A 26,987-nucleotide genomic window follows, 5' to 3' on the forward strand; every position below is an offset into this window, starting at 1 on the left:
AACGGGTCGGTCATTTCTTGCTGGCGTCCGCCAACGAAATCGATTGTTGGCGCTCGACCCAGCCGCCAGTTTGGTTTGGAACCAACTCAACCAGATCGATCTGGCCCTCGTTGATTGCGGTGATGCGTCCGTAGTTCTGCCCCACGTAATTGCCGATGTGGACGCGACGAATCACGCCTTCCGGATCCTTCAGCAGGCCCTCCGGCGCCGAGGGCGGCCCCAGGGTGCCGACCATCTTCAAGCCATCCAGCGGATACGATTCGAGTGGCTCGGGCGTGCGGTTCTGGTCCGGCCTGGGCCCGGATGCAGCGGCCTCTTCCTCTTCATCGCTACTCGGCAGATCGAACGGATCGCGGTCATCCGGGGCTTTCAGCGTGTACTCGAATGTTTCAAAAGTCTTGATCGCAGGCTTGGGTTCGATCGGCGGACCGGGCTTGGCCTTTTCCTCGGCGACCCACTTCTGAACTTCGCCGGTACCGGACATGCAGCCAGCCACTCCGAAGATCAGCATGCCCAGGGCGACGGAGCGGAGAGCGAAAGTGCTTTGACTCGTCATCTCACTTTTCTCCCTTCGCAGCGGGCTTGGCGCCCCGGCGACCCTTGGGCTTGGGTGCGTTGGCTTCCTCGTATTCGGCAATCTCGTCATTGTCCATGTAGCGGTAAGTCTTGACGGTCCCCTCGAGTGTCAGTGTGCCGCCGGCGGCGGGCGTCGCGCCCTTGCCCTTCGAAGGCCCACCGTCGCTGGGACGGAGGGACACATCGTGCATGGTCAGGATGACGACTCGCGGCAATGACGCGACCTTGCTGATGAACGCACCGAACTCATGATAGGTGCCGACCATGCGCAGCTGGATCGGCTTCTCGGCGTAGAAGCCCTTCATGACTTCGGCACCGGGCTGGAACAGCTCGTTGGTGATGCCGGCACCGAGGGCCGCGTTGGAAATCTCATTGATCAGCTTCGGCATCTCGGTCTTGCCGGGCAGCTGATTGATCATCTGCTGCAGTTCGTCGGTCATGTCCTTGAGCTGCTTCTGGTAGGCCTCGAGGTTGACGACCTGGGCCTGCTTCTTGACGAAGTCGGCCTTCAGTTCCTTTTCCTTTGATTCCGCGCGCTCGAGCTCCTCCTGCTGGACGCTGATCTGGAACCACCAGCCCATGAACAGGATGACCGCCACGATCAGCAAGGCAAAGAACACCTTGATCGACTTTGGCCAGCCGCCGACGTTGTTGCGGTCGAGGTTTCGAAGATCGTCGAAGAAACTCATGGCTTCTTCCCCTTGTCTGGCGCGGGCTCGGTCTTGGCCTTGTCCGACAGCTGGCTGGCCGCACTATTTAGCTGCGAGCCGAGGTCTGCGGGTTTCGAAGCGACCTCGTTGGCATCGGTAGGTTTTGCTGCGGATGCATCGGCAACCGATCCTTCCGTTGCGGGGCCATCGGTCGACTGTTCGGACTTCTTGGTCTGCACCGTCAACGAGAAAACGTAGGGCATTTTCTTGTCGACTCCAGGTGTCCCTTCCTTGCTTTCAATCTTGCCCAGGTCAGCACGCCCGAACTGTGGCGACTCCTCGAGGCTGCGCATGTAGGTGGCAACGCGCGTGCTCGATTCGGCAACGCCCTCCAGCGTGAGCTTGTCGCCGCTCTGCTTCAGGGAGGTCAGTCGCGCACCCTCGGGAATGGTCTTGGACATCTGGTCGAACATATGCACCATCTGCGAGCGGTTCGACTGCAGGTCCTCGATGATCTCCTTGCGCGCCAACAACTGGGACCGGACTTTTTCGAGATCCTTGATCGTCTCGATGTCCTTGTCGAGCAGCTTGATCTGGTCGGTCAGGTACTTGTTGCGGTCGCCCTGGTTCTCGATGCGCTGGGACATCCAGTAGCTTGCACAGAGAAAGACGAAGATCGCAGCCACTGCCGCGGCTGCAAGCATCATGTAGAACTCGCGTTCGCGCTGCTTGCGCCGCTCGGCTCGCCATGGCAATAGGTTGATTCTGGCCATCAGTCGAAACTCCTCATCGCCAGGCCGCACGCAATCATCAGCGCCGGCGCGTCCTGGGCGAGTGTCTGCGCCTGCACGCGCGATGAGAGCGACATGTTGGCGAGCGGATTGGCGACCACACATGGCACGCCGAGTTGTTCCTCGACCATGTCGGCGACACCGGTGATCGATGCGCAACCGCCGGCCAGCACGATCTGGTCGACGCGGCTGTACTCGCTGCCGGCGAAGAAGAACTGCAGGAGCCGGCTTATCTGCTGGACCATTGCCTCCTTGAACGGCTCGAGCACCTCGATTTCGTAGGATTCGGGCAATCCGCCCTGGCGCTTGGCCAACCCGGCTTCCTCGTAGCTCAGGCCATAGCGACGCATGACCTCATCGGTCAGCTGCTTGCCGCCGAAGACCTGTTCACGCGAATAGATCGTGCGCTGGTTGCGCAGCACGATCAGCGTGGTCATCGTTGCACCGACGTCGATGACAGCGACAACGGCGTCCTTCGGAACGGACAGTTGGTCGGCGATCAGGCGGAACGCGTTCTCCATGGCGAACGCCTCGACGTCCATGGTCTTCGCGCCGAGGCCGCCGAGGTCGAGCGCGGCCACGCGCAGGTCGACGTTTTCGGTTCGCGACGCGGCCAACAGGACGTTGACCATGTCCGGATTGTCCTTGACCGGGCCGATCACCTCGAAATCGAGGCTGACTTCCTCGATCGGGTAGGGAATGTACTGGTTGGCCTCGATCTGGATCTGCGCCTCCATGTCTTCCTCGGACAGGTCCGCGGGCATGGGGACGATCTTGGTGATCACGGCCGAACCGGCCACCGCGGCCGCTGCAAACCGGGTCTTGGCGCCAGAACGGGTCAAGGCTCGACGGATCGCATCGCCCACCGCCTCTACTTCGACGATGTTTTTTTCGACGACGGCGTTCGGCGGCAATGGCTCGACGGCGTAGTGTTCAACGCGGTAACGACCGCCTGCCTGACCCAGTTGCAGCAGCTTAACGGCTGTTGAACTGATGTCGACTCCGATCAGAACCGGTGCCTTAGGAGTGAAGAGTCCCACTACTTTTTCCCCTTCCCACGCGCCCTTACGAGCGAAACATGTGTTTTCACATTAAATCTAAAACTTAACCAATTGGCAACAGGGAGCGCTCAAATAGTCGATCCCGTCGCTAAATCGGCCTGAAATTCGCCCTTCTGGGCCCTCCTGGGACCCCCGAGGCTGCCCGCAACCCGCATTCGACCTATACTCTGTCGATTGCACCCCATCCCTTCCTTGAATGCCATCACAAGTCGCGCCTGCTGCATGAGAATCTTTCTTCGTCTGGCCCGTTACGCCCTTTTTCTCGCTGTGGGCGGTGCGCTCCTGGGCTGCCTTGGCCTTGGCATCGCCTACTGGCTGATCTCGCCACGCCTGCCTTCGGTCGAGAACCTGAAGGACGTCCAGCTCCAAGTGCCGCTGAAGGTACTTTCGGCCGACAACAAGCTGATGGCGACCTTCGGCGAGACCCGGCGTATCCCGATCGACATGAGCCAGGTGCCGGATCGGCTCAAGTACGCGGTGCTGTCGGCCGAGGATGCCGATTTCTACAGCCATTCGGGCATCGACATCACCGGCATCCTGCGTGCAGTCTGGCTGGTGACGACCACGGGCAGCAAACACGTAGCGGGCGGAAGCACGATCACGCAGCAGGTGGCGCGGCAGTTCTTCCTGAGCCCTGAGGTCACCTACACACGCAAACTCTCGGAAATCTTCCTGGCCTTCCGCATTGAAGGTGCGTTGAGCAAGGACGAGATTCTCGCCCTGTACCTGAACAAGAGTTTTTTCGGCAATCGCGCCTACGGCATCGCCGCTGCGGCCGAGTTCTACTACGGCAAGACCCTCGACCAGCTGACCCAGGCCGAGTGCGCGATGCTGGCCTCGTTGCCGAAATTCCCGTCCACCGGCAACCCGATCAACAATCGACCGCGCGCCCTGCTGCGTCGGGCGTACGTGCTCGGTCGCATGCTCGAACTGGGTCATATCGACAAGGCCGTCTACGACCAGGCCATGGCGGAACCCGACCAGTCGTTCGCGCACGAGCCGCCGATCGAGGTCGAAGCGTCCTACGTCGCCGAACTGGTCCGCCAGCAAGCCATTGAAAAGCTCGGCAACGAAGCGCTCAACAACGGCTACGTCATCCATACCACGATCGACTCCAGCGACCAGGAAGCGGCCAACCAGGCCCTGCGTGACTCATTGGTCGACTACGACACACGGCATGGCTATCGTGGTGCCGAGGCGCATGTCGAACTGCCGGCGGCGGCCACCCCCGAGGTCCTGATCAAGCTGATCGACGGCTACCGGACCTTCAACGGACTGGTACCCGGCGTGGTCAGCCAGGTCGGCACCGACGAGGCGCTCGTCCAGCTCGGCGATGGCCAGATCGCGGCACTCGGATTGACCGCCGTGGAGTGGGCACGCCCCTACCTCGACGACAGCCGTCGCGGCCCGGCGCCCAAGCGCGTCGAGGACGTGCTCAAGGCCGGCGACATCGTTCGTGTCGCCCTCGACGATGAAGGCGCCTGGAAACTGGCGCAGATCCCGGCCGTGCAAGCGGCGATGGTCGGCCTCGATCCCGATGACGGCGCGATCCGCGCACTGATCGGCGGCTTCAATTTCTCGCGCAGCAAGTTCAACCGGGCCACCCAGTCGAGTCGCTCGGCCGGCTCCAGCTTCAAGCCGTTCATCTACTCGGCGGCATTCGACCACGGCTTCACTCCGGCTTCCGTGGTCAACGACGCACCGCTGGTCTTTCCCGATGTGTCCCGACCGAACGGTCTGTGGACGCCATCCAACGACGACGGCAAGTTCGATGGGCCGATCCGCCTGCGCGAAGCGCTCGTGCAGTCGAAGAATCTGGTCTCGGTGCGGCTGCTCGATGCGATCGGCGTGCACTACGCACACGAGTACGTGACGCGCTTCGGGTTCTCGGCGCAGCAGGTGCCGGAAAACTTGTCGATGGCCCTGGGTACGGCAGCGGTGTCGCCGCTGGCGATGGCCCGAGGCTATGCCGTGATCGCCAACGGCGGCTTTCTCGTCGACCCGTATTTCATCGCCCAGATCGACGATCGCGACGGCAAGGTGATCTACCGGGCCGATCCGGCGCGTGCCTGCCGCGACTGCCCGCAGCGGCAGCTCGAGGACCAACGTGAGCGCGAACGCGCAGCACAGGAGCCATCCAGTGGCTTCAGCCCGATCGCCACGGCGAACGCCTCGACCGAAGTGCCGCCGAATCCGGCCGAGCCTCGCCTTGCGCCGCGGGTTATCGATGCGCGCAACGCCTTCCTGGTCACTTCACTGATGCGCGACGTCGTCCGCCGCGGGACCGGCTCGGGGGCCATGGTGCTCAAGCGCAGCGACCTGGCCGGCAAGACCGGCACGACCAACGAATACCGCGATGCCTGGTTCTCCGGTTTCAACGCCAGAATCGTGGCCACGGCCTGGGTCGGCTTCGACGATTTCAGCACGCTCGGCAGCCGCGAGTTCGGTTCCAAGTCGGCGTTGCCGATCTGGATTGGATTCATGCGCGCCGCCCTCAAGGACATGCCCGAACAGCCGTTCGACATGCCGCCCGGGATCACCACGGCCCGGATCGACCGCGACAGCGGTCTGCTCGCGCCGGCCGGTGACCCCGACTCGATGATCGAGTTCTTCAAGACCGAGGACGTGAACCAGCTTGCGGCGCGTCCCGACCAGCGCGAAGAAGAGCAGCGCGAAGCCTACGACGTGTTCTGAATGCGCTCGCCGCGCCAGTCGAATCGGGGCAATGCCAGCGACCTGCGTCGTCGGATCGCGGTCGAGGCAGCACGCCTGATCGCCGAGCAGGGCTTGCGTGATTACCACGCGGCCAAGCTGAAGGCCGCCGCCCACTTCGGTCCGCCGGATTCGCTGCCGCTCCCGCGCAATGGGGAAATCGAGGAGGCGCTGCGCGAGCACCAGCGTCTGTTCCAGGCCGATTCCCAGCCCCGGCACCTGGCCCGGCTGCGCGCCGCCGCGATCGACGCCATGCGCTTCTTCTCGCGCTTCGAGCCGCGCCTGGTCGGCGCGGTCCTGGAGGGCACGGCCGATGCGCATTCGGCGGTCTGCCTGCACGTGTTCACCGACAACCTCGTCGAGCTGACGTCCTTCCTCGCTGAAAACGGCATCCCGTTCGAGCAGCAGGATCGAAACCTGCGACTCGACAGTGGGCGAAGCGCGGACCTTCCGGCCCTGCGCTTTCTCGCCGGCGACACAGCGCTCGACGCGACCGTGTTTCCGCTAGACGGCTTGCGACAGGCGCCCCTGGACCGCATCAGCGAGCGCCCGATGCGGCGCGCCACACTGGACGCGCTGCTCGACCTCGCGAAACCGCCGTCGACCGCCTGACCCGGCCGGGAGACCGGCACCGGGGCGGCGCCGACTTCCAGGGAGGGTCTGATCAATCAGCAAAATCGTCACGACGCCTGCCTGTGCGCAGATCGCGACGCGTCGACGCAGACAGACGGGCCGTCTTTCAAGTCGACGCAACAAGGACCTGCGTGCAGGCAGGCGTCCCCTAACGCATTGATTGAATGCTGAAAAGGTGGCGTCCAGAAGGCTCCCCACATGCACCGCGCGCCTCGTCAAGGCAACCAGCCTTCACTCGCCACGCGGCGCATGCGGAAAACCTTGTGAACGCCATGACGACTGTGCGGCTAGCTCAGACCTTCCCTACCGTTTGTTCAGCGCGACATAGTCGCGCTCGGCCGATCCGGTATAGACCTGGCGCGGCCTTCCGATCTTCGAATCCGGGGTGACCTGCTGCTCGAGCCAGTGCGCAACCCAGCCGGCGGTCCGGGCGATCGCGAACATGACCGTGAACATCTCGGTCGGGATCTTCAGGGCCTTGTAGATGATGCCCGAATAGAAATCGACGTTCGGATACAGCTTGCGCTCGACGAAATAAGAGTCCTTGAGCGCGACCTCCTCGAGGGCCATGGCCACATCGAGCAATGGATCCTTGATATTGAGGTCGGCGAGGACCTTATGCGTCATCTCGCGGATGATCGTGGCGCGCGGATCGAAGTTCTTGTAGACGCGATGGCCGAAGCCCATCAGGCGGAAGCCGGAATCCTTGTCCTTGGCCCGGGTCACGGCGGAGGCGACGTTCTTCGCATCGCCGATGTCGGTCAGCATCGAAAGCACCGCCTCGTTGGCGCCGCCGTGGGCCGGCCCCCACAACGCGGCGATGCCGGCGGCCACGCAGGCGTAGGGGTTGGCCCCGGTCGAACCGACCAGGCGCACGGTCGAGGTCGACGCGTTCTGTTCGTGGTCGGCGTGCAGGATGAAGAGCAGGTCGAGGGCCTTGGCGACGACCGGATTCAGGTCCAGCGGCTCGCTCGGCACTTCGAACATCATGTGCAGGAAACGCGTGACGTATTCGAGGTTGTTGCGTGGATAGCGAACCGGCCAGCCGATCGAGGAACGATAGGCGGCCGCCGCGATCGTCGGCACCTTGGCGATCAGCCGGATTGCGGCCAGCCTGCGCTGTTCCGGGTCATCCATGTCGAGGGTGTCATGATAGAACGCGGACAGCGAAGCGACCGAGGCGCACAACATCGCCATCGGATGCGCGTCGTAATGGAAACCGTTGAGAAAGTTCTTCTGGGCCTCGTGCATCATCGTGTGATGCGTGACCTCGTGCTCGAAGACGCTGAATTCTGCGGCGCTCGGCAGCTCGCCATTGATCAGCAGATAGGAGGTCTCGAGAAAGGTCGAATGCTTGGCCAACTGCTCGATCGGGTAGCCGCGGTAAAGAAGCACGCCCTTGTCGCCATCGATGTAGGTGATCGCGCTGCGCGTGCTCGCGGTCGAGACGAAGCCCGGGTCGTAGGTGAAGTAGCCGGTGTCCTTGTTCAGCCTGCTGATGTCGAGCGCGGGATCACCCAGGGTGCCGGAGACGACCGGAAGCGTCGTCGTGCGATCGTTCGCGGTATCGGTGAGTTTGACGGATTTGTCGGACACGACGGACTCCTTGTGACGGGTTTCGTGCCTCCGGCTTGCGCACCGGAAGCTGCGGAAACGGGGATTCGCGGCACCTGGCCGCTGCGTGGTCGAGCCGATGGCTCGCCACAACGGGACCCGTACCCAGGGCCAATTATTGCATAGCAACAGGGCATCGCCGAAGGCGGTTCGCTCCGTGCAAATGCAAACGCCGGCGCGAGGCCGGCGTCGTCATCCACCTGCGAGGCGGGAATCCTTACTTGGCGTAGCGGCGGCGGAACTTGTCGACGCGGCCACCCGAATCGACAACCTTCTGCTTGCCGGTGTAGAACGGATGCGAATGGCTCGAAATATCGATCTTGACCAGGGGATATTCCTCGCCATCCGTCCACTTCACGGTTTCCTTGCTGGACATGGTCGAGCGGGTCAGGAAGGCGAAGTCGCTGGACAGGTCCTGGAAAACGACGGGCTGGTATTTGGGATGGATATCGGGCTTCATTGGGAGGTACCGTTTGCCGGCCGAAGGGCCGGAAGAAAAAGAGCGCGATTGTACCGGTTGACCCGATCGGCACGCAAGCCGGGTGTCAGGCGCGCCCGTCCAAGGACCGGTATCGGGCTCGAAAATGCTTGTAGATCAGTTGCCTGATCCGGAGTCCGCGCGCATTAGTCTTGCCCTCCACAGCGCGGAGCGATTATCAGACAACGCCGAGGGCATCCCTGACCAGGGCCTCGAAGCGTGCCTGATCGACGCCGAGCACGATGCGGGCATTGGCCGGTCGATCGAAGCGGTCTTCCCAGTCGACCACGGTCGCCCCGCGGGTCAGCTGGCCGCTCATTTCTATGCCGACATGATGCTCCGCCACCGACGTGACGATGCCCGGCTCGACCGCCACCGCCATCGCCAGGGCATCGGCCGTCAGCAAACGCGGTCGACCGTGCGCGCGTGCCCAGCTCCGCGTCCGTCGCGAGATGGCGGCGTAGAAACGGGCGCGCGGCGAGTCGGCCCGGAGCCAGCTTTCGATGTCGGCGTAGGCCAGGCCATGCCGAAGGGTGGCCTCCCAGTCGACCAGTTCGAATGTCGGCCAGCTCGAGAAGACGATATGGGCTGCTTCGGGGTCAAAGCCGATATTGAACTCGCTCGGCACCCGCTCGGTATTGCCGCGACCGTTGACGGCGCCGCCCATGATGACGAGACGGGATATCCGCTCGGGCAGGGTCGGATCGAGGCGCAGGGCCAGGGCGAGATTGGTCAACGGGCCGAGCGCGACGAGGACCAGGGCACCCGCATGGGCGTGGCTGAGGCGGATCATGGCCAGGGCGGCATGCTCGGCCTCGGCCTGTCGCGTCGGCGCATCGTAGCCGGTATCGCCGAAACCGTCGGCGCCGTGCACGAACGCCGCGTCGGCCGCCGGCAGCACCAGCGGACCCGCACAGCCGGCGAACACCGGCGTCTGCGCGCCAACCAGTTCGACCAGGCGCAACGCATTGCCGACCGTGTGGCGCAGGCCGACATTTCCGGCTGCGATGGTCAGCGCGGTCGGCTCCGCCTGCCGGTAGGCCATCAGGATCGCCAGCGCGTCGTCGACGCCGGGATCGGTATCAATCAGCAGCTTAAGGCTCATGCATTCACCGTCGGCGGCAAGGAACGCGATTGTTCCAGAAACACGCTCGGGTGTCCGCGCTTGGCCGATGGCCGCGCGGGCTGGCGGCGCCCGGCTCAGGCTCCGGCAAAGCGCGCCATGCCACCGATCCAGCGACTGACCAGGCGCTCACAGGATTGCGGGTGATCGGCCAGCATGGCTGATCCGACCTGTTGCACCTGCGGCAGCATCGACGCATCGCGGGCGAGGTCGGCGACCCGGAACTCGAGGCGGCCGGTCTGGCGCGTGCCGAGCAACTCGCCCGGACCCCGCAATTGCAGGTCCTTTTCGGCAATCACGAATCCGTCGCTGGTTTCGCGCATGGCCGTGAGCCGTTCGCGGGCCAGCGCGGACAGCGGCGGCTGATAGAGCAGCACACAGGTCGAGGCCTGACTGCCGCGCCCTACCCGGCCACGCAATTGATGCAGCTGGGCGAGGCCGAGCCGTTCGGCATTCTCGATCACCATCAGGCTCGCGTTGGGCACGTCGACGCCGACCTCGATGACCGTGGTCGCCACCAGCAAGGCGCACCGACCGGCGCGGAACGCGTCCATCACCTTCTGTTTTTCGGCCGGCTTGAGCCGACCATGCACGAGCCCGATTTCGAGGCCCTGCAGATGCGACGAAAGTTCGGCATGGGCGACTTCGGCGGCCTGCGCCTCGAGGAGTTCGGTTTCCTCGATCAGGGTGCAGACCCAGTACACCTGGCGACCCTCGGCGCAGGCCAGGCGGATGCGCTCGATGACCTCCTCGCGACGAGCCGAGGATAGCGCGACCGTTGCCACCGGCGTGCGTCCGGGGGGCAGCTCGTCGATCACCGACACGTCGAGGTCGGCATAGGCGGTCATGGCCAGCGTGCGCGGAATCGGCGTCGCCGTGAGAACCAGCTGATGCGGCACGCGGGCGCCCTCCCTGCCCTTGTCGCGCAGGGCCAGGCGCTGGTGCACGCCGAACCGGTGCTGTTCGTCGATGATGACGAGGCCGAGATTGCGGAAAGCCACGCCCTGCTGCATCAAGGCGTGCGTACCGACCACGACCTGCGCATCCCTGGCCAGCGCCTCGAGCGCCGCGCTGCGCGCCTTGCCCTTGACCTTGCCGGCGAGCCAGACCGGCTCGATGCCGAGTGGGGCCAGCCAGGCCGCCAGGTTGCGCAGGTGCTGCTCGGCGAGCAGTTCGGTGGGCGCCATCAGCGCCACCTGGAAGCCCGATTCGACCGCAGCCATGGCCGCCCAGGCGGCAACGATGGTCTTGCCCGAGCCAACGTCGCCCTGCACGAGCCGCAGCATTGGTTCGGCCTGGGCGAGGTCGTGGGCGATTTCCGCACTGACCCTGCGTTGCGCGCCGGTCAGGGCGAAAGGCAACGCATCGAGCAGCGCCTTGCGCAGTGATCCGTCGCCAGCCAGGCGCGGCGCACCGTGCTCGCGAACACTCGCGCGCAGGCGCTTGAGGCTCAGGTGATGGGTCAGCAGTTCCTCGAAGGCAAGCCGGATTTGCGCCGGATGCCGGCCGGCACCGAGGGCCTGGACATCCGAATCGGCGGGCGGCTGGTGGACGCGGAGCAGCGCCTCGCGCAACGAGATCATGTGCAGCGGCGCGCGCAACGACGCCGGGATCAGCTCGAGTTCGTCATCCGCAGGCAAGCGTTCGAGGGCCAGCGCGATGAGGCTGCCAATGCGCTTCTGGCCGAGCCCCTCGGTGGTCGGATAGATCGGCGTCAGGCTCTCGGCGACCTCCACTCCGGCAGCGGCGAGACGCTGGTATTGCGGATGCACGATCTCCGCGCCGTGGGCGCCGTGGCGAACCATTCCGTAGCAACGCAGGCGGGTGCCGGGCTGGAGCTGTTCAACCTGGGCCCGGCGAAAGTTGAAAAAGCGCAGACACAGCATCGAACGACTGTCATCACTGATGACCACGCGCAACTGGGGCCGGAAGCGGAACCCGCGCTCGACCGCTTCGATCGTGCCCTCGACCTGGGCCGACTCACCGACGCGCAGGTCGCGAATCGGGGTCAGCCGGGTGCGGTCCTCGTAGCGCAGCGGCAGGTGGAACCAGAGATCCTGGATGCGCGTTATGCCGATCCGCTCAAGTGCCGCGGCGAGTACCGGACCAACCCCGGGCAACGCCGAAACCGGTGCCAGGCCGGCGTCTGCCATGTTCTGCTCGCCGGTGCTGGTCAGGTTGCGGGGCATCCGCCAAGGATACCGGCCGCAGCGACGTTCGCGAAGGACGTCGCGGGATCAGTCGATGACTGCGACCAGATCGACCTCGACCTGCGCGGCGCGCGGCAGGGCGGCCACCCCGATCGTCGATCGCGCCGGGTAGGGCTCGCTGAAGTACTGCTTCATGACTTCGTTGACCGCGGCGAAATCGCCCAGATCGGTCAGATAGATGCCGACCCGCACGACGTGCTCGAACGAAAGGCCGGCTGCGCCGAGCACGGCCTTGAGATTCTCGAATACCTGGCGCGCCTGCGCACTGATGTCGCCCGCGACCAATTCGCCGGTATCCGGATGCAGTGGCGTCTGGCCGGACAGATACACCGTGTTGCCGGCCTGAACGGCCTGGGAATAGGGGCCGATCGCCTTTGGCGCTCGCTCGGAATGGAATATTCGACGGTTTGACATGGACGGTTCCTCGATCAGACAGGATGGCGATAGACGGCGTTGACGACCGCCAGCCGGCGCACGCCACGCATGACATCGGCCAGATGCTTGCGGCTGGTGACCTCGATCGTGAACAGCAGGGTCGCGCTCATCAGGTCGCGCTCCTTGTATTCGACGTTTTCGATATTGGAGTTGGCCTGGGCGACCGCGGCGGCGACCTGGGCCAGCACACCCGGCTTGTTGGCGACGATGATGCGCAACTCCACCCGGTAGTCGCCGCTGACGCTGGTATCCCAGGCGATCTCGACGCAGCGCTCGGGCGACTTGCGGAATTCGGCCATGTTCGGGCACTCGAGGCGATGCACGACGATGCCCTTGCCAGCCGACAGGTAACCCATGATTTCATCGCCCGGAACCGGATGGCAGCAATTGCCGAAGCTCAGCACACCGCGCTCCGCGCCGGTGATCAGGATCTTTTCCACGGCGTGCGCGCGCAGGCCGGCCAGCGCTTCGTCGTGCAGCTGCAAGAGCGAGCGGGCGACCTGATCGGCAGTCCGGTTGCCCAGCGCGATGTCGGCGAGCAGGTCCTCCAGCGCCCGCAGCTTGTTCTCCTCTAGATAGCGGGTCAACTGGTTCGGCGGCAGCACTTCGAGCGATGCGCCGAGCGCATCCATGGCGCGATCGAGCATGCGATGCCCGAGCTCGATCGCGTCCTCGTGCTGCAGGCGCTTGAGGAAGTGGCGGATCGCCGTGCGCGCCTTCGCGCTGACCACCCATTCCAGCCACTGCGTACTTGGCACGGCGGACGGTGCGGTGATGATCTCGACCGACTGGCCGCTGCTCAGGCGCGTACGCAGCGGAGCGAGCTTCTTGTCGATGCGCGCGGCCACGGCGTGGCTGCCGACATCGGTGTGCACGGCGTAGGCGAAGTCCAGGGCCGTCGCGTTACGCGGCAGGGCGAGGATCTGCCCGCGCGGCGTGAACAGGTAGACCTCATCGGGAAACAGGTCGACCTTGACGCTCTCGATGAACTCGAGCGAGGACGGCGTGCGGTTCTGCGTGTCGACCAGGCTCGACACCCATTCGCGGGCCCGGCTCTGCGCGCTGTTGGCCGGCGCCGAATCACTCTTGTAGGCCCAGTGCGCGGCGACGCCGCGATCGGCCACCGCATCCATGTCCTCGGTTCGGATCTGGATCTCGATCGGCTCGCCGAACGAGCCGAACAGCACCGTGTGCAGCGATTGGTAGCCGTTCGCCTTGGGTATCGCGATGAAATCACGAAAGCGCCCATCCAGCGGCTTGTACAGGGAATGCACCGCGCCAAGGGCCTGGTAGCACTGCATCACCGTATCCACGACGACGCGAAATCCGTAGACATCCATGACCTGGGCGAAGGATTTTTGTTCGGTGCGCATCTTGCGATAGATGCTGTAGGCCGACTTGATCCTGCTGACCGTGCGGTGCGGGATGCCTTCCGCTTCGAGACGCGCGTCGAGGGCCGCCTCGATCTTGGCCATGGCTTCGCGTCGGTTGCCGAGGGCGGTCCGGATGCGCGCGGAAATGACCCGATGACGGTCCGGGTACATGGCCCGGAAGCCGAGATCCTGCAATTCGGCCTTGAACCGGTTCATGCCGAGACGCTGGGCGATCGGCGCATAGATCTCGAGCGTTTCCAGCGCGATACGCCGCCGCGACGACGCCTCCATGGATCCGAGCGTCCGCATGTTGTGCAGGCGGTCGGCCAGCTTGATCAGGATCACGCGCAGGTCGCGGGCCATGGCCAGCAGCATCTTGCGGAAGCTTTCGGCCGCCGCTTCCTGGCGGCTCTTGAAATGCAGCTTGTCGAGCTTGGTGACGCCATCGACCAGTTCGCTGACCGTTTCGCCGAATTCCGCGGTCAGCTCGTCGGCCTTGAGCTGGGTGTCCTCGAGGGTATCGTGCAGGATCGCGGCGATGATCGTTTCCGCATCCATGCCGAGTTCGGCGAGGATGCCGGCCACGGCAACGGGATGGGTGATATAGGGCTCGCCGCTCTTGCGGGTCTGGCCCTTGTGGGCGAGCGCGCCCACTTCGTAGGCGCGGCGAACGCGGGCCACCTGCTCATCGGTCAGGTAGCCGGCCAACTTGTCCTCGAGCGCAAGCAGGTAGGCGGGAACCTTGCCTCGCCGGGTCGTTCGCGAATCCGCCGCTGCCTTCATTGCCACCTCGCTGTCGCGTCGGGTCAATCCGCCGCGGGAAGGCGGAATCGGCAGCGGGACACCGAAAAGTTACAGGTCGTCGCCCACCTTGGCCAGATCGTCGTCGACCTCGGCCGCGGCCCATTCAAGCGCTTCGCGCTCGGCCCGCTCGCGGGTCTGGCGATCGATCTCGTCGATCATGCCCTGGTCGACCTTGCGCGCGGCGATCTCACGCAGCGAGACGACGGTCGGCTTGTCGTTGAGCGCGTCGATCGTGGGGTCCGCACCCTTGGCCAATTGACGCGCTCGCTTGGTCGCCATCAACACGAGTTCGAATCGGTTGTCCACGACCGAAAGACAATCTTCTACGGTAATACGCGCCATCTTTGCCTAGCCTCTTGAGAAATCGATGCAACACCGGTTTGGCGGGTATTGTAGCGGTGCCGAATTGTGCAGTGCAAACAAGGATCGGGCCGGAACCTGAATCCTGCCCTTGCATCCGTGACGAGTTGCCCCATTTCGCATACCCTGCGCGAATTGGCCATCCGCACCGATGGCGGCAACCGGGCACCGGTGAACATGGAAGGCTGGACAGGAAAACCCACGATGCGTCACGCCCCCAACAAGGCCATGCTCCGCAAGGGACTGCTTGGCGTTTTCCTGCTGGCCCTGGCCGGTTGCACGATCGGCAAGCCGCGAACGGACGACCCCTGGGAAAAGTTCAACCGCAAGGTCTACGCCTTCAATGTCAAGGTCGACAATGCGGTGATCCGGCCGACTGCAGTGGCCTATCGCAAGGTGACGACGCCCAATGTGCGCCGTGTGCTGAGCAACTTCTTCGCCAACATCCGCATGCCGATCACGATCGCCAATGACGCGCTGCAAGGCGAACTCAAGGATGCACTGAAGGGCACCGGTCGGTTCGTGATCAACACCACCGTCGGATTCCTCGGCTTCTTCGACCCGGCCAGCCAGATGCGTCTGCCGCCCCAGGAAACGGATTTCGGCGCCACCCTGGCAAAATGGGGGGTCGGTGAAGGCCCCTACCTGGTCCTGCCGCTGATCGGATCGACGACGGCTCGCGACATCTGGCGCATGCCGGTCGACAGCTATTTCTTCGACCCGATGTCGCGCTATGCGCGCAACCACGACTTCAAATATGGCCAGCAGCACTGGCCCAACCTGATGTTCCTGGTCACCCTGCGGGCCAGCGCGATCGACGCCGAGAATCTCGTCGAGGGCGCCTATGACCCCTACGTCTTCTACCGCGATGCCTACCGCCAGCGCCGCCTCTACCTGATCTACGACGGCGAACCGCCGATCGAGGCCATCGACCAGTTGCAGGGCATCGACCAGGACGACATCGATTCCCTGCTCGAACAGCAGCGGGAATACGAGAAAAACAAGAACGAATCGGACGGCCAGCAGACGCGCTGATCAGTTGTCCCGGCTTTCGATACCGAGCAGGCCCTCGGCGTCGCTCAGGTGCGCGATCGAGCGCAGGCGCGGGGAGACATCGCGGTAAACCAGTTCGCCGCCGCTGCGGCGGGCCCGCGCCGACCAGGCCAGCAGCACGGCGAGGGTCACGCTGTCGGCGCTCTGCAAGTCCTTGAGGTCGATCTCGAGGCGTCCGCGCGCCACGGAGAGAGGCTCTCCGGCGGCCAGCGCGCGCGCCGCGTTGTCGACATCGATGCGTCCGCAAACCCGGGCCTGCGTGTCCGATCGATGCTCCAGGGTGAAGCGTTCGCTCACGCTCCGCCCTTCTTTTCGAGACTCTCCAGGGCCTTCTCACCCTGGGTCTCGAGCCGCGTGATCAGCGAGTCGAGACTGCTCGCCTGGATTTCGGCGGTCACCTGATTGCGATAGTTGGTGATGTACGAAATGCCCTCGATGATGACGTCGTAGGCCTTCCACTCGCCCGAGGACGTCTTGCGGAACGCGTAGTCGACCGCGACCGTCTTGCCGTCGTCCAGCACGACTTCCGTGCGTACGATCGTGCGCTTGTCATTGAGCTCGCCATTGAAAGGCAGCACGCGCACATTGCCACGCGTGTAGTTGAGCAGGCCTTCGGCATAGCGGTGCGCGATCGAGTTGTAGAACGCCTTGGCGAAGCGCGAGCGCTGTTCCGGGCTGGCCGCGCGCGCATTGCGCCCGAGCACCAGCAGGGATGCGTAATCGATGTCGAAATGTGGCAGCAGGATCGCATCGATCTCGCTGATCAGCTTTTCGTGGTCCTTCTTGAGCTCCTCGCGCTGCGCGCCGATGCTGTTGGCGAGGTCGTCGGCGATCTTCTGCACGACTTTTGCCGGGGCCATTTCCGCCGCCGCGGCCGGGAGGGCCAACACCATGCCGGCCAGCAGGGCCAACATCCATGAATTGAAACGCCGCATCGCGGATCTCCTAGGGATTTTCAGGTTGCGCCTGCACCGGCGACGAGGCGTCCGTGGCAGGCGACTTCTTCGAATTGTCGCCACTGACCAGAAACTTGCCGATCAGGTCCTCGAGCTGCATCGAGGACTGGGTCAGGATGACTTCATCGCCGTCCTTGAACATGACCGGCGAACCGCCTGGCTGGATGCCAACGTACTGATCGCCGAGTAAACCGCTGGTGAATATGGCCGCCGCCGAGTCGTCGGGGATTTCATCGAACCGGCGCTCGATGCCGATGCGGACCACGGCATCAAGGGTCGTCTGGTCGAGCTCGATCGACTGCACCGAACCGATGCGCACACCAGCCAGCTTGACCGGCGCGCGCACCTTGAGCTGGCCGATATTGCTGAACTTGGCCTTGATCGCGTAGCTGTCGCCCTGGCTGTAGTTGGCGACCGAGGTCGTCTGCGTGGCCAGGTAAGCCAACGCGGCAAAGCCGAGCAGGATGAACAGGCCGGTGCCGATCTGGAAAGAACGTCTGGGTTGGGTCATGGGTCGGGTCCGGTCACATCAGGAAAGCGGTCATCACGAAGTCGAGGGCGAGCACGGTGATCGAGGATGAAACGACGGTACGGGTCGTGGCATAGGCGACGCCCTCGCTGGTTGGCGGCGTGGTGTAGCCCTGGAAGGTGGCTATAAGCGCCACTACGGCGCCGAATGCGGCGCTCTTCCAGACGCCATTGACGAGATCGCTCCAGACCTCGACGTTGGCCGTCATGTTGCCCCAGAACGTGCCGTTGTCGAGACCCAGCCAGCTGACCCCGACGGCGTGCGCGCCGAGGATGCCGAGTGCGTTGAAGATGCAGGCCAGCAGCGGCATGGCCACGACGCCGGCGATGAATCGCGGGGCGACCACGTAGGCCAGCGGGTCCACGGCCATCATTTCCATCGCCGAGAGCTGGTCCGTGGCGCGCATGAGGCCGATCTCGGCGGTAATCGACGTGCCCGCGCGACCGGCGAACAGCAGCGCCGTGACGACCGGCCCGAGCTCGCGGAACAGCGACAGTGCGACAACCGTGCCGAGCGCGGCGGTACCGCCGAACTTGGCCAGGGTGTAGTAGAGCTGGAGGGACAGGACCATGCCGACGAACAGCCCGCAGGTCATGATAATGACCAGGCTCATGGCGCCAACGAACCAGATCTGGCGCAGGGTTTCCCGGACGTGCCTGAGGCTCCCCGGAATCGCCGCCAGAATCGAGAACAGGAACAGCCCGGCCGCGCCGACCTGGGCCAGGGCGTCGCCGATTGCAAGCTGCTTGCGTGCCTGGCTCATGCGCCACCTGCCTGGAAGCCGAGATCGGCGGCATAGTCGCGCGCCGGGTACTGGAAGGGCACCGGCCCGTCCGCCTCGCCACCAAAGAACTGGCGGGTCCATGGCGAGTCGCGTTCGGCCAGTTCCTCCGGATGGCCCTGCGCGGCCACCTTGCCACCCGCGATCAGGTAGACCCAATCGGCCGCGCGGCGCACGGCCGCGAACTCATGGGCGACCAGCACGCTGGTGATGCCAAGCGTGTCGTTCAGGGTCCGGATCAGCTTGAGGACCTGGTTCAGGGCGATCGGGTCGAGTCCTACAAAGGGCTCGTCGTAGATCATCAATCCGGGGTCGCGCACGATCGCGCGGGCCAGGGCGACACGACGCGCCATGCCACCCGAAAGCTCCGCCGGCATCAACTCGGCGGCGCCGCGCAAGCCGACCGCCTGAAGCCGGGTCAGGACGATATTGCGCACGATCTCCTCGGGCAGGCGCAGGTGCTGGCGCAGCGGAAACGCGACGTTCTCGAATACGCTGAAATCGGTCAGCAGGGCCGAATTCTGGAACAGGTAACCAATCGTCTCGCGCAGTTCGAAGAGCTGGTTGCGCGACAGCTCGGCAAGATTGCGGCCGTCGACCCGGATCTCGCCGGCATCGACAGGCAACTGTCCCGTGATGTGTCGCAACAAGGTGGTCTTGCCGGTGCCGCTCGGCCCCATCACGGCCGTGATCTTGCCACGCGGAATGTCGAGGTCGAGCCCATCGAAGATGGTCTTGCCCCCGAGCACTGTTCGGACGCCACGCACGCGCACGTAGGCAGGGCTGTCGGTCGCCGGGGGCTGGTCGGGGTTATGGTCGGGTCTGGCGTTCACGCTATGGTATGTCGAGGTCGTTGGTGAAAGCTCGGGTGGAGCCGGCGCAGCGAGGCAATCGGCTACCTTATCCGAAGCGATGCTTGCTCCACCAGCGGGCCCCGCCAGGCTGCTCAGGCCGGCTTCAGCAGATCGTCGAGCAGGCTTGCGTGGCGATTCAACTGGGCTTCGCAGCGCAGCCGACGCGCCGCGAATATCGAGCGCAAATCGTTGATCGCGGTGGCGAAATCATCGTTGATGACAATGAAGTCGAATTCCGCCGCGTGGCCGATCTCGATCCTCGAGTCGGCAATCCGGCGGGCGATCTGCTCGGCGCTGTCGGAAGCACGATGACGCAGGCGCCGCTCGAGCTCGGCACGCGAGGGCGGCAGGATGAAGATGCTCAGCGACTCCGGCCACTGCGCACGTACCTGCTGGGCGCCCTGCCAGTCGATTTCGAGCAGTACGTCGCGGCCGGCCGCCAGCAGTGGCTCGACGGCCGCGCGCGCGGTGCCCTTGTAGTCGCCGTGCACATTGGCGTACTCAAAAAATGCGCCGGCCTCGGCCATGTGCTCGAAAACCTGGCGCGAGACGAAATGATAATGCTGGCCATCGATTTCGCTGGCCCGTGGCATGCGCGACGTGTAGGACACGGACAGCGCGATATCCGGTTCGCGTTCAAGCAGGGCCTTGACCAGGCTGGTCTTTCCGGCGCCGGACGGTGCAGCGATGATGTACAGGGTGCCTGACACGGCTATTCCAGGTTCTGCACTTGTTCGCGCATTTGCTCGATCAGCACCTTGAGCTCGACCGCAGCCTGGGTCGTGCGCGGGTCGGCGGCCTTGGAGCCAAGCGTATTGGCTTCGCGATTGAACTCCTGCATGAGGAAATCCAGGCGCCGCCCGACCGCTTCGCTCATGCCGAATATGCGCCGCGCTTCGGCGATGTGCGAAGCCAGCCGATCGAGTTCCTCGTCGACATCCATGCGCTGCAGTTGCAGCACGATCTCCTGCTCGATGCGCCCAGGATCGGCTGGTTGCTTGATTTCGGAAAGGCGCTGGTCGAGGCGCGCGCGCGCGGCGATCCGCACTTCGGGCAGGTGTTCGCGCACCGCAGCGACGATCGCTTCGATGCCGTCCAGACGTTCGCGCAGGAACACGGCCAGACGCGCACCTTCGCGCTCGCGCGTGGCGACGAGGCCATCCAGGGCCTGCTTGAGCACGGCGGCCGCCGCTGTCTGCAGGCCTTCGGCGTCGGCGGTTTGCTCGCGTAGCACGCCGGGCCAGCCGAGCAAGCCGGAAAAATCGACACGCAGGGCCGGGAAACGGCCAGCCAGGGACTGGGCCTTCTCGGCCAGGCGGCCCAGCAGATCCTCGTCGACATCGAGCGTGGCGGTGCGCGTAGCCGTCGTCTTCAGGCGCACGTTGATGTCGACCTTGCCGCGGGAAAGCCGGGCGGCAAGGGTCTCGCGCAACTGCGGTTCGAAGCCGCGAAGGTCGTCCGGGAGGCGCGGGCTGAGTTCCAGGTAGCGATGATTGACCGAGCGCAGTTCGATGCTCAGGTTGCCATGCGCGGTCTCGCATTCTGCGCTGGCGAAGGCCGTCATGCTGCGAATCATGGTGCCGGTCCATCGGTGACAGGGCCGGCAATGGTAAACTGCGCGGCCCGATTGCCAAAGCCCATTCTGTTGATGAACCTGCAGCGCCCCAGCGGCCGCGCGCCCGATCAGTTGCGCCCCATTACCCTCGAACGCCGATTCACCCGCCATGCCGAAGGCTCGGTACTGGTCTCGTTCGGCGACACCCGCGTCCTCTGCACGGCCAGCGTCGAGGAGAAGGTCCCGGGCTTCCTGCGCGGCAAGGGCGAGGGCTGGATCACGGCCGAGTACGGCATGTTGCCGAGGGCGACCCAGGAACGCACCCAGCGCGAGGCTGCCCGCGGCGGCCAGGGTGGCCGGACCATGGAAATCCAGCGCCTGATCGGTCGCAGCCTGCGAGCCTGCATCGACCGTGCGGCACTCGGTGAACGCACGATCACCCTCGATTGCGACGTGCTGCAGGCCGATGGCGGCACGCGTACGGCGGCGATCACAGGCGCCTACGTGGCCCTGATCGACGCCATCAACGGACTCAAGCAGCGGCGCCTGCTCAAACGCGATCCGGTCGTTGGCGCCGTCGCCGCGGTCTCGGTCGGCGTCTGGAACGGCGTCCCTGTGCTCGATCTCGACTACGCCGAGGACTCGACCTGCGATACCGACATGAACGTGGTCATGAACGAAGGTGGCGGCTTCATCGAGATCCAGGGCACCGCCGAAGGCCACGCGTTCCGGCGCGAAGAGCTCGATGCCCTGCTCGTGCTCGCCAGCAAGGGTGTGGCCGATCTATGCGAAATGCAGCGGCAAGCCCTGGCGACATGAAACTGGTCCTCGCCAGCGGCAACGCCGGCAAGCTCGTTGAAATGCGCGAGTTGCTCGGCGACCTCGATATCGAGCTGGTCGCCCAAGCCGGGCTCGGCATCGCCGATGCGGAGGAAACCGCGTCGACCTTCGTCGAGAACGCGATCCTCAAGGCACGCCATGCGTCGCGCCAGAGCGGCCTCCCCGCGCTTGGCGACGACTCGGGCCTCTGTGTGGACGCGCTCGATGGCGCGCCCGGACTCTATTCGGCTCGTTATGCCGGGCGCCATGGGGACAGCGCGGCCAATATCGCGAGGCTGCTGGCCGAACTCGAAGGAATCCCCGAGTCCGCCCGCAACGCGCACTTCTTCTGTGTCATCGTGTTGCTGCTGCACGCCGAGGATCCGATGCCGCTGGTCGCCGAGGGCCGCTGGCACGGGCGCATCCTTTCAACCCCGCGCGGCCACGGCGGCTTCGGCTACGATCCGGTGTTCTTCGACCCCAAGCACGAATGCAGTGCCGCCGAACTTGACCCCGCAGTAAAGAACCGCATCAGCCATCGCGGCCAGGCCCTGGCCCGATTGCGCGAAGCACTTGGCCATACGGAAATCGCCCCGCTGTAGGCGCGCCACCGCAGGACTCGTGACCCCGACCATTGCCGGATCAGTTCGAATTTTCCGCGCCATCGGCAAACGCAGACAGGCACTCAAGCATCGTGTTGTCGTGAATGTCGAGAACCCGACGCAGAGGGGTCTGGTAGCCACCCGCCAGGTTCCAGGCCACCGGCAGGCCCATCGCAACGCAGCCGCTGAAGACACGCCGGTCGCGTTCGCGCAGCTGTGCCGTGTCGAGCCAGCCGCCGAGCGGATCATCGAAGTGTGGGTCGGCACCGGCCTGGTAGAGCAGCAGGTCGCAGCGGGCAAAGCGCTGCAGAACGGTCGGAATCTCATCGAGAAACGCCTGTGCCTGGTCCGGCCGATCCCACCAGGCCCCGGCGGAGTAGTGCTCGACCCAGTGCAGGCCGAGCTGGCGAATGATGTCGCTGGTGCCGTTGCCATAGTGCTGGTCGAAATCGAGGATGCCGACCCGGCGCACCGACCGTTCCTCGCGCAGGACCCGCGCAGCCACCATCAACCCATTGAACGTGCAGAAGCCGCCGCCTTCGTCATAGCCGGCATGGTGGAAGCCCGAGACCGGCGCCACTGCGCAGCTGTCCTCGAGGGCCAGACGGGCCGCGCCGAGCATCGCCCCACTGGTCCACGGCAGACTGGCCGCCACCTCCGGCAGATGGTTGCCGAAGCCGTTGGCCTTGCGCAAGGCGAGCACGCCGCCGACATACTCCGCATCGTGGGCAAGACACAACTGCGCGATCGTCACCGGCACCGGTGCGACCACTTCGAGCACGGGAAACCGCCGCCGCCACGAGGCCATCACTTCGCGCGGCTTGCGCGCGCTCGGCGAAAAGGATTGTGCATCGGCAACCATTCGCTCGTCGTAGACGACCTTCATCGAGACTCCCCTGCTACCCAAGAAGATCCATGATCTGGGACACGCCTCGCAGCGGGTGAGACCCGTGCGACTCGGGCGCCGTCGCGGTTTCCGTGGCAATTGCGGTGTCCGTGCGATCGAAGATGCCGACAGCGCTTACAATACTGCCGATGCCCCTAGTTCCTCCTCCCCTTGCGCTTTACATCCACATCCCTTGGTGCGTGAAGAAATGCCCGTACTGCGACTTCAACTCGCATGCCCAGGTCGGTGGCCTGCCCGAAGTTGACTACGTCGCGGCCCTGCTGGCCGATCTCGATCGCGATCTTGCCGACTTCGGCGACGCCACAAGGACCCGCCCCCTGCACAGCATTTTCTTCGGCGGCGGCACGCCGAGCCTGTTTTCCCCGGCTTCGATCGCGCGGATCCTCGATGGGGTGCGCCAGCGTCTGCCGTTCGAAGCGGGCATTGAGACGACCCTCGAGGCGAACCCTGGCACGGTCGAGCATGGCCGGTTCGATGGCTATCGGGCGGCCGGAGTCAACCGCATCAGTTTCGGCGTGCAGAGTTTCGATGACGGGAAACTGCACCGGCTCGGCCGCATCCATTCGGCCAGCGACGCGATCCACGCGGTTGGCGAGGCGCGCGATGCCGGCTTCGACAACTTCAACATCGACCTGATGTACGCGCTACCAGGACAGGACCTGGCCGGCGCCAGTCGTGATATCGAGCAGGCCATTGCCCTGGGTCCGACCCACATCTCGCACTACCAGCTGACGATCGAACCGAATACCGCATTCGCGTCGCAACCGCCGATCCTGCCGGACAGCGACGCCGCCTGGGACATGCAGGAGCACTGCCAGCGACTGCTCGCCGCTGCCGGTTATGCGCAGTACGAGATTTCCGCGTACGCCAGGGACGGGCGACGATCGCGGCACAACCTCAACTACTGGCAATTCGGCGACTATCTCGGCATCGGTGCAGGCGCCCACGGCAAGTTCACCGACCCCGCCACCGGCAGCATCCGACGCCGGGCCAAGCAGCGCACGCCACGCGCCTACCTGGAGAACGCCGGCCAGCCGCGCGCCATTGCCAGCGAGGCCACACTGGCCGCGCTGGACCTGCCGTTCGAGTACATGATGAATGCCCTGCGCCTGGTCGAGGGGGTACCGGCAGTCGAATTCACCGAGCGCACCGGTCTTGGAATGGCCGCCATCGCCCCGATACTGACCGATGCGCGCAGCAGGGGATGGCTGATCGAGTCCGACCAGATGCTGCGCACGACCGAGACCGGCCAACGCTTCCTCAACGACGTGATATCGCTGTTCCTTGCCGAGGCTGCCTGACGTCATGCTCGAATTCGTCGCCCTGCACTGCCCCTACTGCGGCGAAACCTTCGAATCCCCGGTGGACTGCTCGGCCGGCTCGCAGGCCTACATCGAGGACTGCGCAATCTGCTGCCGCCCGATCGAAGTGCGCATCCGCGTCGACGACGCGGGCGAATTGCTCGACGTGCAGACGGCGACGGATAGGGAATAGGGATTCGGGATTCGGGATTCGGGATTCGGGATTCGGACTGTGGAGACAGGATGTCGGAACGAACAGCGAAGCTGGCCCGCAGGGCAAGCCGCAGGATGCGGCGTGTCATTCGGGATTCGGGATTCGGGATTCGGGATTCGGGATTCGGGATTCGGGATTCGGGATTCGGGATTCGGGATTCGGGATTCGGGCATGATTGTGCTGCACCGGGATGGCGATGCAACCCGGGTTGGTGCGGCTCCATCGATTCTCCTGCCGTCAAGCAAACGAGGGAAACCTGTCCATGAAATTTTCCGGCACCGACCGCTACGTCGCCACCGACGAACTCAAGCTCGCGGTCAATGCGGCGATCACGCTAGAACGCCCGCTGCTGATCAAGGGCGAACCGGGTACCGGCAAGACCCTGCTCGCCGAGGAGGTGGCGCGCGCGATCGATGCGCCGCTGTTCACTTGGCACGTCAAGTCGACGACCAAGGCCCAGCAGGGGCTGTACGAATACGATGCGGTCAGCCGCCTGCGTGATTCGCAGCTCGGCGACGCCCGCGTGCAGGATGTCGGCAACTACATCAAGCGCGGCAAGATGTGGGAGGCCTTCGCCAGCGAGCGCCGCGCCGTGCTCCTGATCGACGAGATCGACAAGGCCGACATCGAATTCCCGAACGACCTTCTGCTCGAACTCGATCGCATGGAATTCCACGTCTACGAAACCGGCGAGACGGTGCGCGCCCGCCATCGGCCGATCATCGTCATTACCTCCAACAACGAGAAGGAATTGCCGGACGCCTTCCTGCGCCGCTGCTTCTTCCACTACATCGCCTTCCCGGACCGCGCCACCCTGGAAAGCATCGTCGCCGTGCACTATCCGCGCATCGCCCAGGACCTGGTCGCCCGAGCCCTCGAAATGTTCTTCGAGTTGCGCGAGGTGCCGGGCCTGAAGAAGAAGCCTTCGACCTCGGAACTGATCGACTGGCTCAAGCTGCTGCTGGCCGACCAGATCCCGGCCGCCGCGCTGCGCGAGCGCGACGTGGCCAAGGCCATTCCGCCGCTGTACGGCGCCCTGATCAAGAACGAGCAGGACGTGCAGCTGCTCGAGCGCCTGGCCTTCATGCACCGGCGCCAGAACCGGAGCTGATGGCGCCATGCTGATCGGCCTGTTCGAAGCCCTGCGCAGCGCGCGCGTGCCGGTGACCCTGCGCGAATGGCTCGACCTGATGGCGGCGCTGCAGGCCGACCTTGCGTTTGCCGATCGCGAAGCCCTGCATGGCCTCGCGCGCACGATCCTGGTCAAGGACGAACGCCATTTCGACCGCTTCGATCGCGCCTTCTGCAACTACCTCAACGGAGTCGACACGATCCTGCCCGAGCAGCTCGCCGCGATCCCGGAGGATTGGCTGCGTGAAGGCATGCAGCGCCTGCTCACGGACGAGGAGAAGGCGCAGATCGAAGCGCTCGGCGGGCTCGAAAAACTGATGGAGGAATTCCGCAAGCGTCTCGAGGAGCAAAAGGAGCGTCACAGTGGCGGCAACCGCTGGATCGGCACCGGTGGCACCAGCCCTTTCGGCGCCGGCGGATACCACCCGGGTGGCATTCGGGTCGGGTCGAAGGGCGGTGGCCGCATGGCGGCCAAGGTCTGGGAGCAGCGCCTCTACCGCAATCTCGACAGCGACGCCGAACTCGGTCCGCGCAACCTCAAGATCGCACTGCGTCGCCTGCGCCGCTTCGCCCGCGAGGGCGCGGCCGAGGAACTCGACCTGGACGGCACGATCTCGGCTACCGCGCGCGAAGGCGGCATGCTCGATATCCGCCTGCGCCCAGAACGGCACAACGCGGTCAAGGTGCTGCTGTTCCTCGATGTTGGCGGCTCGATGGACGAGCACGTCTACGCCTGCGAAGCCCTGTTCGGCGCGGCCAGGTCCGAGTTCAAGCGCCTTGAGCATTTCTACTTCCACAATTTCATCTACGACCACGTCTGGCGCGACAACCTGCGACGCAGCAACGAAGCGACGCCGACTGCGGAACTGCTGCGCCGCTACAACCCCGATCACAAGGTCGTGTTCGTCGGCGATGCCGCGATGGGCCCCTACGAGATCGCCCACGCCGGCGGCAGCGTCGAGTACTGGAACGAGGAACCCGGTTCGGCCTGGTTCCACCGCCTGCGCAACCACTTCCGAAAGCTCGTCTGGATCAACCCGACGCCGATCGAGCGCTGGCGCTACACACCTTCCACCGATCTCGTGCGCGAACTGGTCGAGGACAGGATGTATCCGCTGACGCCGCATGGACTGGCCGACGCGATGCGCTTCCTGGCGCGCTAGCGGGCCGGGATTCGGGATTCGGGATTCGGGATTCGGGATTCGGGATTCGGGATTCGGGATTCGGGATTCGAGATTCGAGATTCGAGATTCGGAGAGCATGCGCGCTTTTGCGAATACGTTCGTCGGAACCCGACCGATCCAATCTTGCGGACTGGAGCGGGATACCGGGCTATTTCGAATCCCCAATCCCGAATCCCGAATCCCGCGCCCTTAAGCTACACTGCGCGCCACCACAGGTGCCTGATCGGTTCGATCGGGTGAAACGGGAAGCCGGTACGTTGTCCTTGCGATCGATCCTGATC

Annotated in this window: 28 protein-coding genes; 9 read left to right on the top strand and 19 right to left on the bottom strand. The window is 64.7% G+C overall.

The features are described 5' to 3' along the window. Positions 1 to 10 precede the first annotated feature (10 nt). From BM125_RS16465 to BM125_RS16480, 4 genes are read right to left on the bottom strand one after another with little or no spacing between them, the layout of a single operon-like run. A complete protein-coding gene (locus BM125_RS16465; RefSeq protein WP_092409986.1) occupies positions 11 to 556 on the bottom strand; it encodes a pilus assembly protein PilP in 546 nt (181 codons plus the stop codon). Position 557: 1 nt separating this feature from the next. After that, positions 558 to 1,265: a type IV pilus inner membrane component PilO gene (locus BM125_RS16470; protein ID WP_092409988.1), complete on the bottom strand. Its 708-nt coding sequence runs from the start codon at positions 1,263 to 1,265 to the stop codon at positions 558 to 560. After that, on the bottom strand, positions 1,262 to 1,999 hold the full coding sequence (locus tag BM125_RS16475; protein WP_092409990.1) for a PilN domain-containing protein: 738 nt from the start codon (positions 1,997 to 1,999) through the stop codon (positions 1,262 to 1,264). The genes BM125_RS16470 and BM125_RS16475 overlap by 4 nt, the downstream gene beginning before the upstream one ends. Next, on the bottom strand, positions 1,999 to 3,057 hold the full coding sequence (locus BM125_RS16480) for a pilus assembly protein PilM (RefSeq protein WP_092409992.1): 1,059 nt from the start codon (positions 3,055 to 3,057) through the stop codon (positions 1,999 to 2,001). The genes BM125_RS16475 and BM125_RS16480 overlap by 1 nt, the downstream gene beginning before the upstream one ends. A 243-nt stretch (positions 3,058 to 3,300) precedes the next feature. Here BM125_RS16480 and BM125_RS16485 point away from each other — a divergent pair, with 243 nt between their 5' ends. Further along, entirely contained in the window at positions 3,301 to 5,772 is a 2,472-nt protein-coding gene (locus tag BM125_RS16485) for a penicillin-binding protein 1A (RefSeq protein ID WP_092409994.1), read from the top strand. Then, a complete protein-coding gene (locus BM125_RS16490) occupies positions 5,773 to 6,402 on the top strand; it encodes a hypothetical protein (protein WP_092409996.1) in 630 nt (209 codons plus the stop codon). A 324-nt stretch (positions 6,403 to 6,726) separates the two neighbouring features. On the opposite strand, the gene BM125_RS16495 is transcribed toward BM125_RS16490, so the two are convergent. The 7 genes from BM125_RS16495 to rpoZ form a co-directional block, all read right to left on the bottom strand. Continuing rightward, a complete protein-coding gene (locus BM125_RS16495) occupies positions 6,727 to 8,019 on the bottom strand; it encodes a citrate synthase (protein ID WP_092409998.1) in 1,293 nt (430 codons plus the stop codon). Between the two features lie 235 nt (positions 8,020 to 8,254). Next, positions 8,255 to 8,497 carry a type B 50S ribosomal protein L31 gene (locus BM125_RS16500; protein ID WP_092410000.1) on the bottom strand — a complete coding sequence of 81 codons (243 nt, stop codon included), beginning with the start codon at positions 8,495 to 8,497 and terminating at the stop codon, positions 8,255 to 8,257. Between the two features lie 196 nt (positions 8,498 to 8,693). Beyond that, the gene (locus tag BM125_RS16505) at positions 8,694 to 9,620 is read right to left on the bottom strand and encodes a nucleoside hydrolase (protein ID WP_092410002.1); all 927 of its coding nucleotides are present in this window, start codon (positions 9,618 to 9,620) and stop codon (positions 8,694 to 8,696) included. Between the two features lie 95 nt (positions 9,621 to 9,715). Next, a complete protein-coding gene (recG, locus tag BM125_RS16510; RefSeq protein ID WP_092410004.1) occupies positions 9,716 to 11,827 on the bottom strand; it encodes an ATP-dependent DNA helicase RecG in 2,112 nt (703 codons plus the stop codon). A 48-nt stretch (positions 11,828 to 11,875) separates the two neighbouring features. Next, positions 11,876 to 12,262, bottom strand: coding sequence for a RidA family protein (locus BM125_RS16515; protein WP_092410006.1), 387 nt, complete (start codon positions 12,260 to 12,262; stop codon positions 11,876 to 11,878). Between the two features lie 14 nt (positions 12,263 to 12,276). Further along, positions 12,277 to 14,439 (bottom strand): RelA/SpoT family protein, encoded by a 2,163-nt coding sequence (locus tag BM125_RS16520; RefSeq protein WP_092410008.1) that lies wholly within the window; start codon positions 14,437 to 14,439, stop codon positions 12,277 to 12,279. Between the two features lie 69 nt (positions 14,440 to 14,508). Further along, a complete protein-coding gene (gene rpoZ, locus BM125_RS16525) occupies positions 14,509 to 14,802 on the bottom strand; it encodes a DNA-directed RNA polymerase subunit omega (protein WP_092410010.1) in 294 nt (97 codons plus the stop codon). A 222-nt stretch (positions 14,803 to 15,024) separates the two neighbouring features. On the opposite strand from rpoZ, the gene BM125_RS16530 reads away from it, so the two are divergent. Beyond that, the gene (locus tag BM125_RS16530) at positions 15,025 to 15,855 is read left to right on the top strand and encodes an MlaA family lipoprotein (RefSeq protein WP_245778961.1); all 831 of its coding nucleotides are present in this window, start codon (positions 15,025 to 15,027) and stop codon (positions 15,853 to 15,855) included. Here the strand turns inward: BM125_RS16530 and BM125_RS16535 are convergent, their stop codons facing one another. The 7 genes from BM125_RS16535 to BM125_RS16565 form a co-directional block, all read right to left on the bottom strand. Beyond that, the gene (locus BM125_RS16535; protein ID WP_092410012.1) at positions 15,856 to 16,170 is read right to left on the bottom strand and encodes an STAS domain-containing protein; all 315 of its coding nucleotides are present in this window, start codon (positions 16,168 to 16,170) and stop codon (positions 15,856 to 15,858) included. Then, positions 16,167 to 16,808: an MlaC/ttg2D family ABC transporter substrate-binding protein gene (locus BM125_RS16540; protein ID WP_092410014.1), complete on the bottom strand. Its 642-nt coding sequence runs from the start codon at positions 16,806 to 16,808 to the stop codon at positions 16,167 to 16,169. The genes BM125_RS16535 and BM125_RS16540 overlap by 4 nt, the downstream gene beginning before the upstream one ends. 10 nt (positions 16,809 to 16,818) lie before the next feature. Further along, positions 16,819 to 17,340 carry an outer membrane lipid asymmetry maintenance protein MlaD gene (gene mlaD / locus BM125_RS16545; protein ID WP_092410016.1) on the bottom strand — a complete coding sequence of 174 codons (522 nt, stop codon included), beginning with the start codon at positions 17,338 to 17,340 and terminating at the stop codon, positions 16,819 to 16,821. Positions 17,341 to 17,353: 13 nt separating this feature from the next. After that, complete coding sequence (mlaE, locus tag BM125_RS16550; protein ID WP_092410018.1) at positions 17,354 to 18,121, bottom strand: lipid asymmetry maintenance ABC transporter permease subunit MlaE; 768 nt, start codon at positions 18,119 to 18,121, stop codon at positions 17,354 to 17,356. Beyond that, the gene (locus tag BM125_RS16555; RefSeq protein WP_245778962.1) at positions 18,118 to 18,972 is read right to left on the bottom strand and encodes an ABC transporter ATP-binding protein; all 855 of its coding nucleotides are present in this window, start codon (positions 18,970 to 18,972) and stop codon (positions 18,118 to 18,120) included. The genes mlaE and BM125_RS16555 overlap by 4 nt, the downstream gene beginning before the upstream one ends. A gap of 113 nt (positions 18,973 to 19,085) precedes the next feature. Continuing rightward, positions 19,086 to 19,703, bottom strand: a complete 618-nt coding sequence (gene gmk, locus BM125_RS16560) for a guanylate kinase (protein WP_092410022.1) — start codon at positions 19,701 to 19,703, stop codon at positions 19,086 to 19,088. Positions 19,704 to 19,705: 2 nt separating this feature from the next. Continuing rightward, the gene (locus BM125_RS16565; RefSeq protein ID WP_092410024.1) at positions 19,706 to 20,569 is read right to left on the bottom strand and encodes a YicC/YloC family endoribonuclease; all 864 of its coding nucleotides are present in this window, start codon (positions 20,567 to 20,569) and stop codon (positions 19,706 to 19,708) included. A gap of 72 nt (positions 20,570 to 20,641) precedes the next feature. On the opposite strand from BM125_RS16565, the gene rph reads away from it, so the two are divergent. Together rph and rdgB are read left to right on the top strand one after the other, a co-directional pair. Then, positions 20,642 to 21,367 carry a ribonuclease PH gene (rph, locus tag BM125_RS16570; protein ID WP_092410026.1) on the top strand — a complete coding sequence of 242 codons (726 nt, stop codon included), beginning with the start codon at positions 20,642 to 20,644 and terminating at the stop codon, positions 21,365 to 21,367. Then, on the top strand, positions 21,364 to 21,969 hold the full coding sequence (gene rdgB, locus BM125_RS16575) for an RdgB/HAM1 family non-canonical purine NTP pyrophosphatase (protein WP_092410028.1): 606 nt from the start codon (positions 21,364 to 21,366) through the stop codon (positions 21,967 to 21,969). Before rph ends, rdgB begins: the two co-directional genes overlap by 4 nt. A 40-nt stretch (positions 21,970 to 22,009) precedes the next feature. Here the strand turns inward: rdgB and BM125_RS16580 are convergent, their stop codons facing one another. Beyond that, positions 22,010 to 22,855 carry an arginase family protein gene (locus BM125_RS16580; RefSeq protein WP_092410030.1) on the bottom strand — a complete coding sequence of 282 codons (846 nt, stop codon included), beginning with the start codon at positions 22,853 to 22,855 and terminating at the stop codon, positions 22,010 to 22,012. Positions 22,856 to 23,004: 149 nt separating this feature from the next. Here BM125_RS16580 and hemW point away from each other — a divergent pair, with 149 nt between their 5' ends. The 4 genes from hemW (at position 23,005) to BM125_RS16600 (ending at position 26,685) form a co-directional block, all read left to right on the top strand. Continuing rightward, positions 23,005 to 24,177, top strand: a complete 1,173-nt coding sequence (gene hemW / locus BM125_RS16585) for a radical SAM family heme chaperone HemW (RefSeq protein WP_092410032.1) — start codon at positions 23,005 to 23,007, stop codon at positions 24,175 to 24,177. 4 nt (positions 24,178 to 24,181) lie between these two features. Beyond that, positions 24,182 to 24,370: a CPXCG motif-containing cysteine-rich protein gene (locus BM125_RS16590; protein WP_092410034.1), complete on the top strand. Its 189-nt coding sequence runs from the start codon at positions 24,182 to 24,184 to the stop codon at positions 24,368 to 24,370. Between the two features lie 283 nt (positions 24,371 to 24,653). Beyond that, a complete protein-coding gene (locus BM125_RS16595) occupies positions 24,654 to 25,502 on the top strand; it encodes an AAA family ATPase (RefSeq protein WP_092410036.1) in 849 nt (282 codons plus the stop codon). A gap of 7 nt (positions 25,503 to 25,509) precedes the next feature. Beyond that, positions 25,510 to 26,685 (top strand): vWA domain-containing protein, encoded by a 1,176-nt coding sequence (locus BM125_RS16600; protein WP_092410038.1) that lies wholly within the window; start codon positions 25,510 to 25,512, stop codon positions 26,683 to 26,685. Positions 26,686 to 26,987: the final 302 nt, after the last annotated feature.

The organism is Dokdonella immobilis (assembly GCF_900115085.1).
GTDB lineage: Bacteria > Pseudomonadota > Gammaproteobacteria > Xanthomonadales > Rhodanobacteraceae > Dokdonella > Dokdonella immobilis.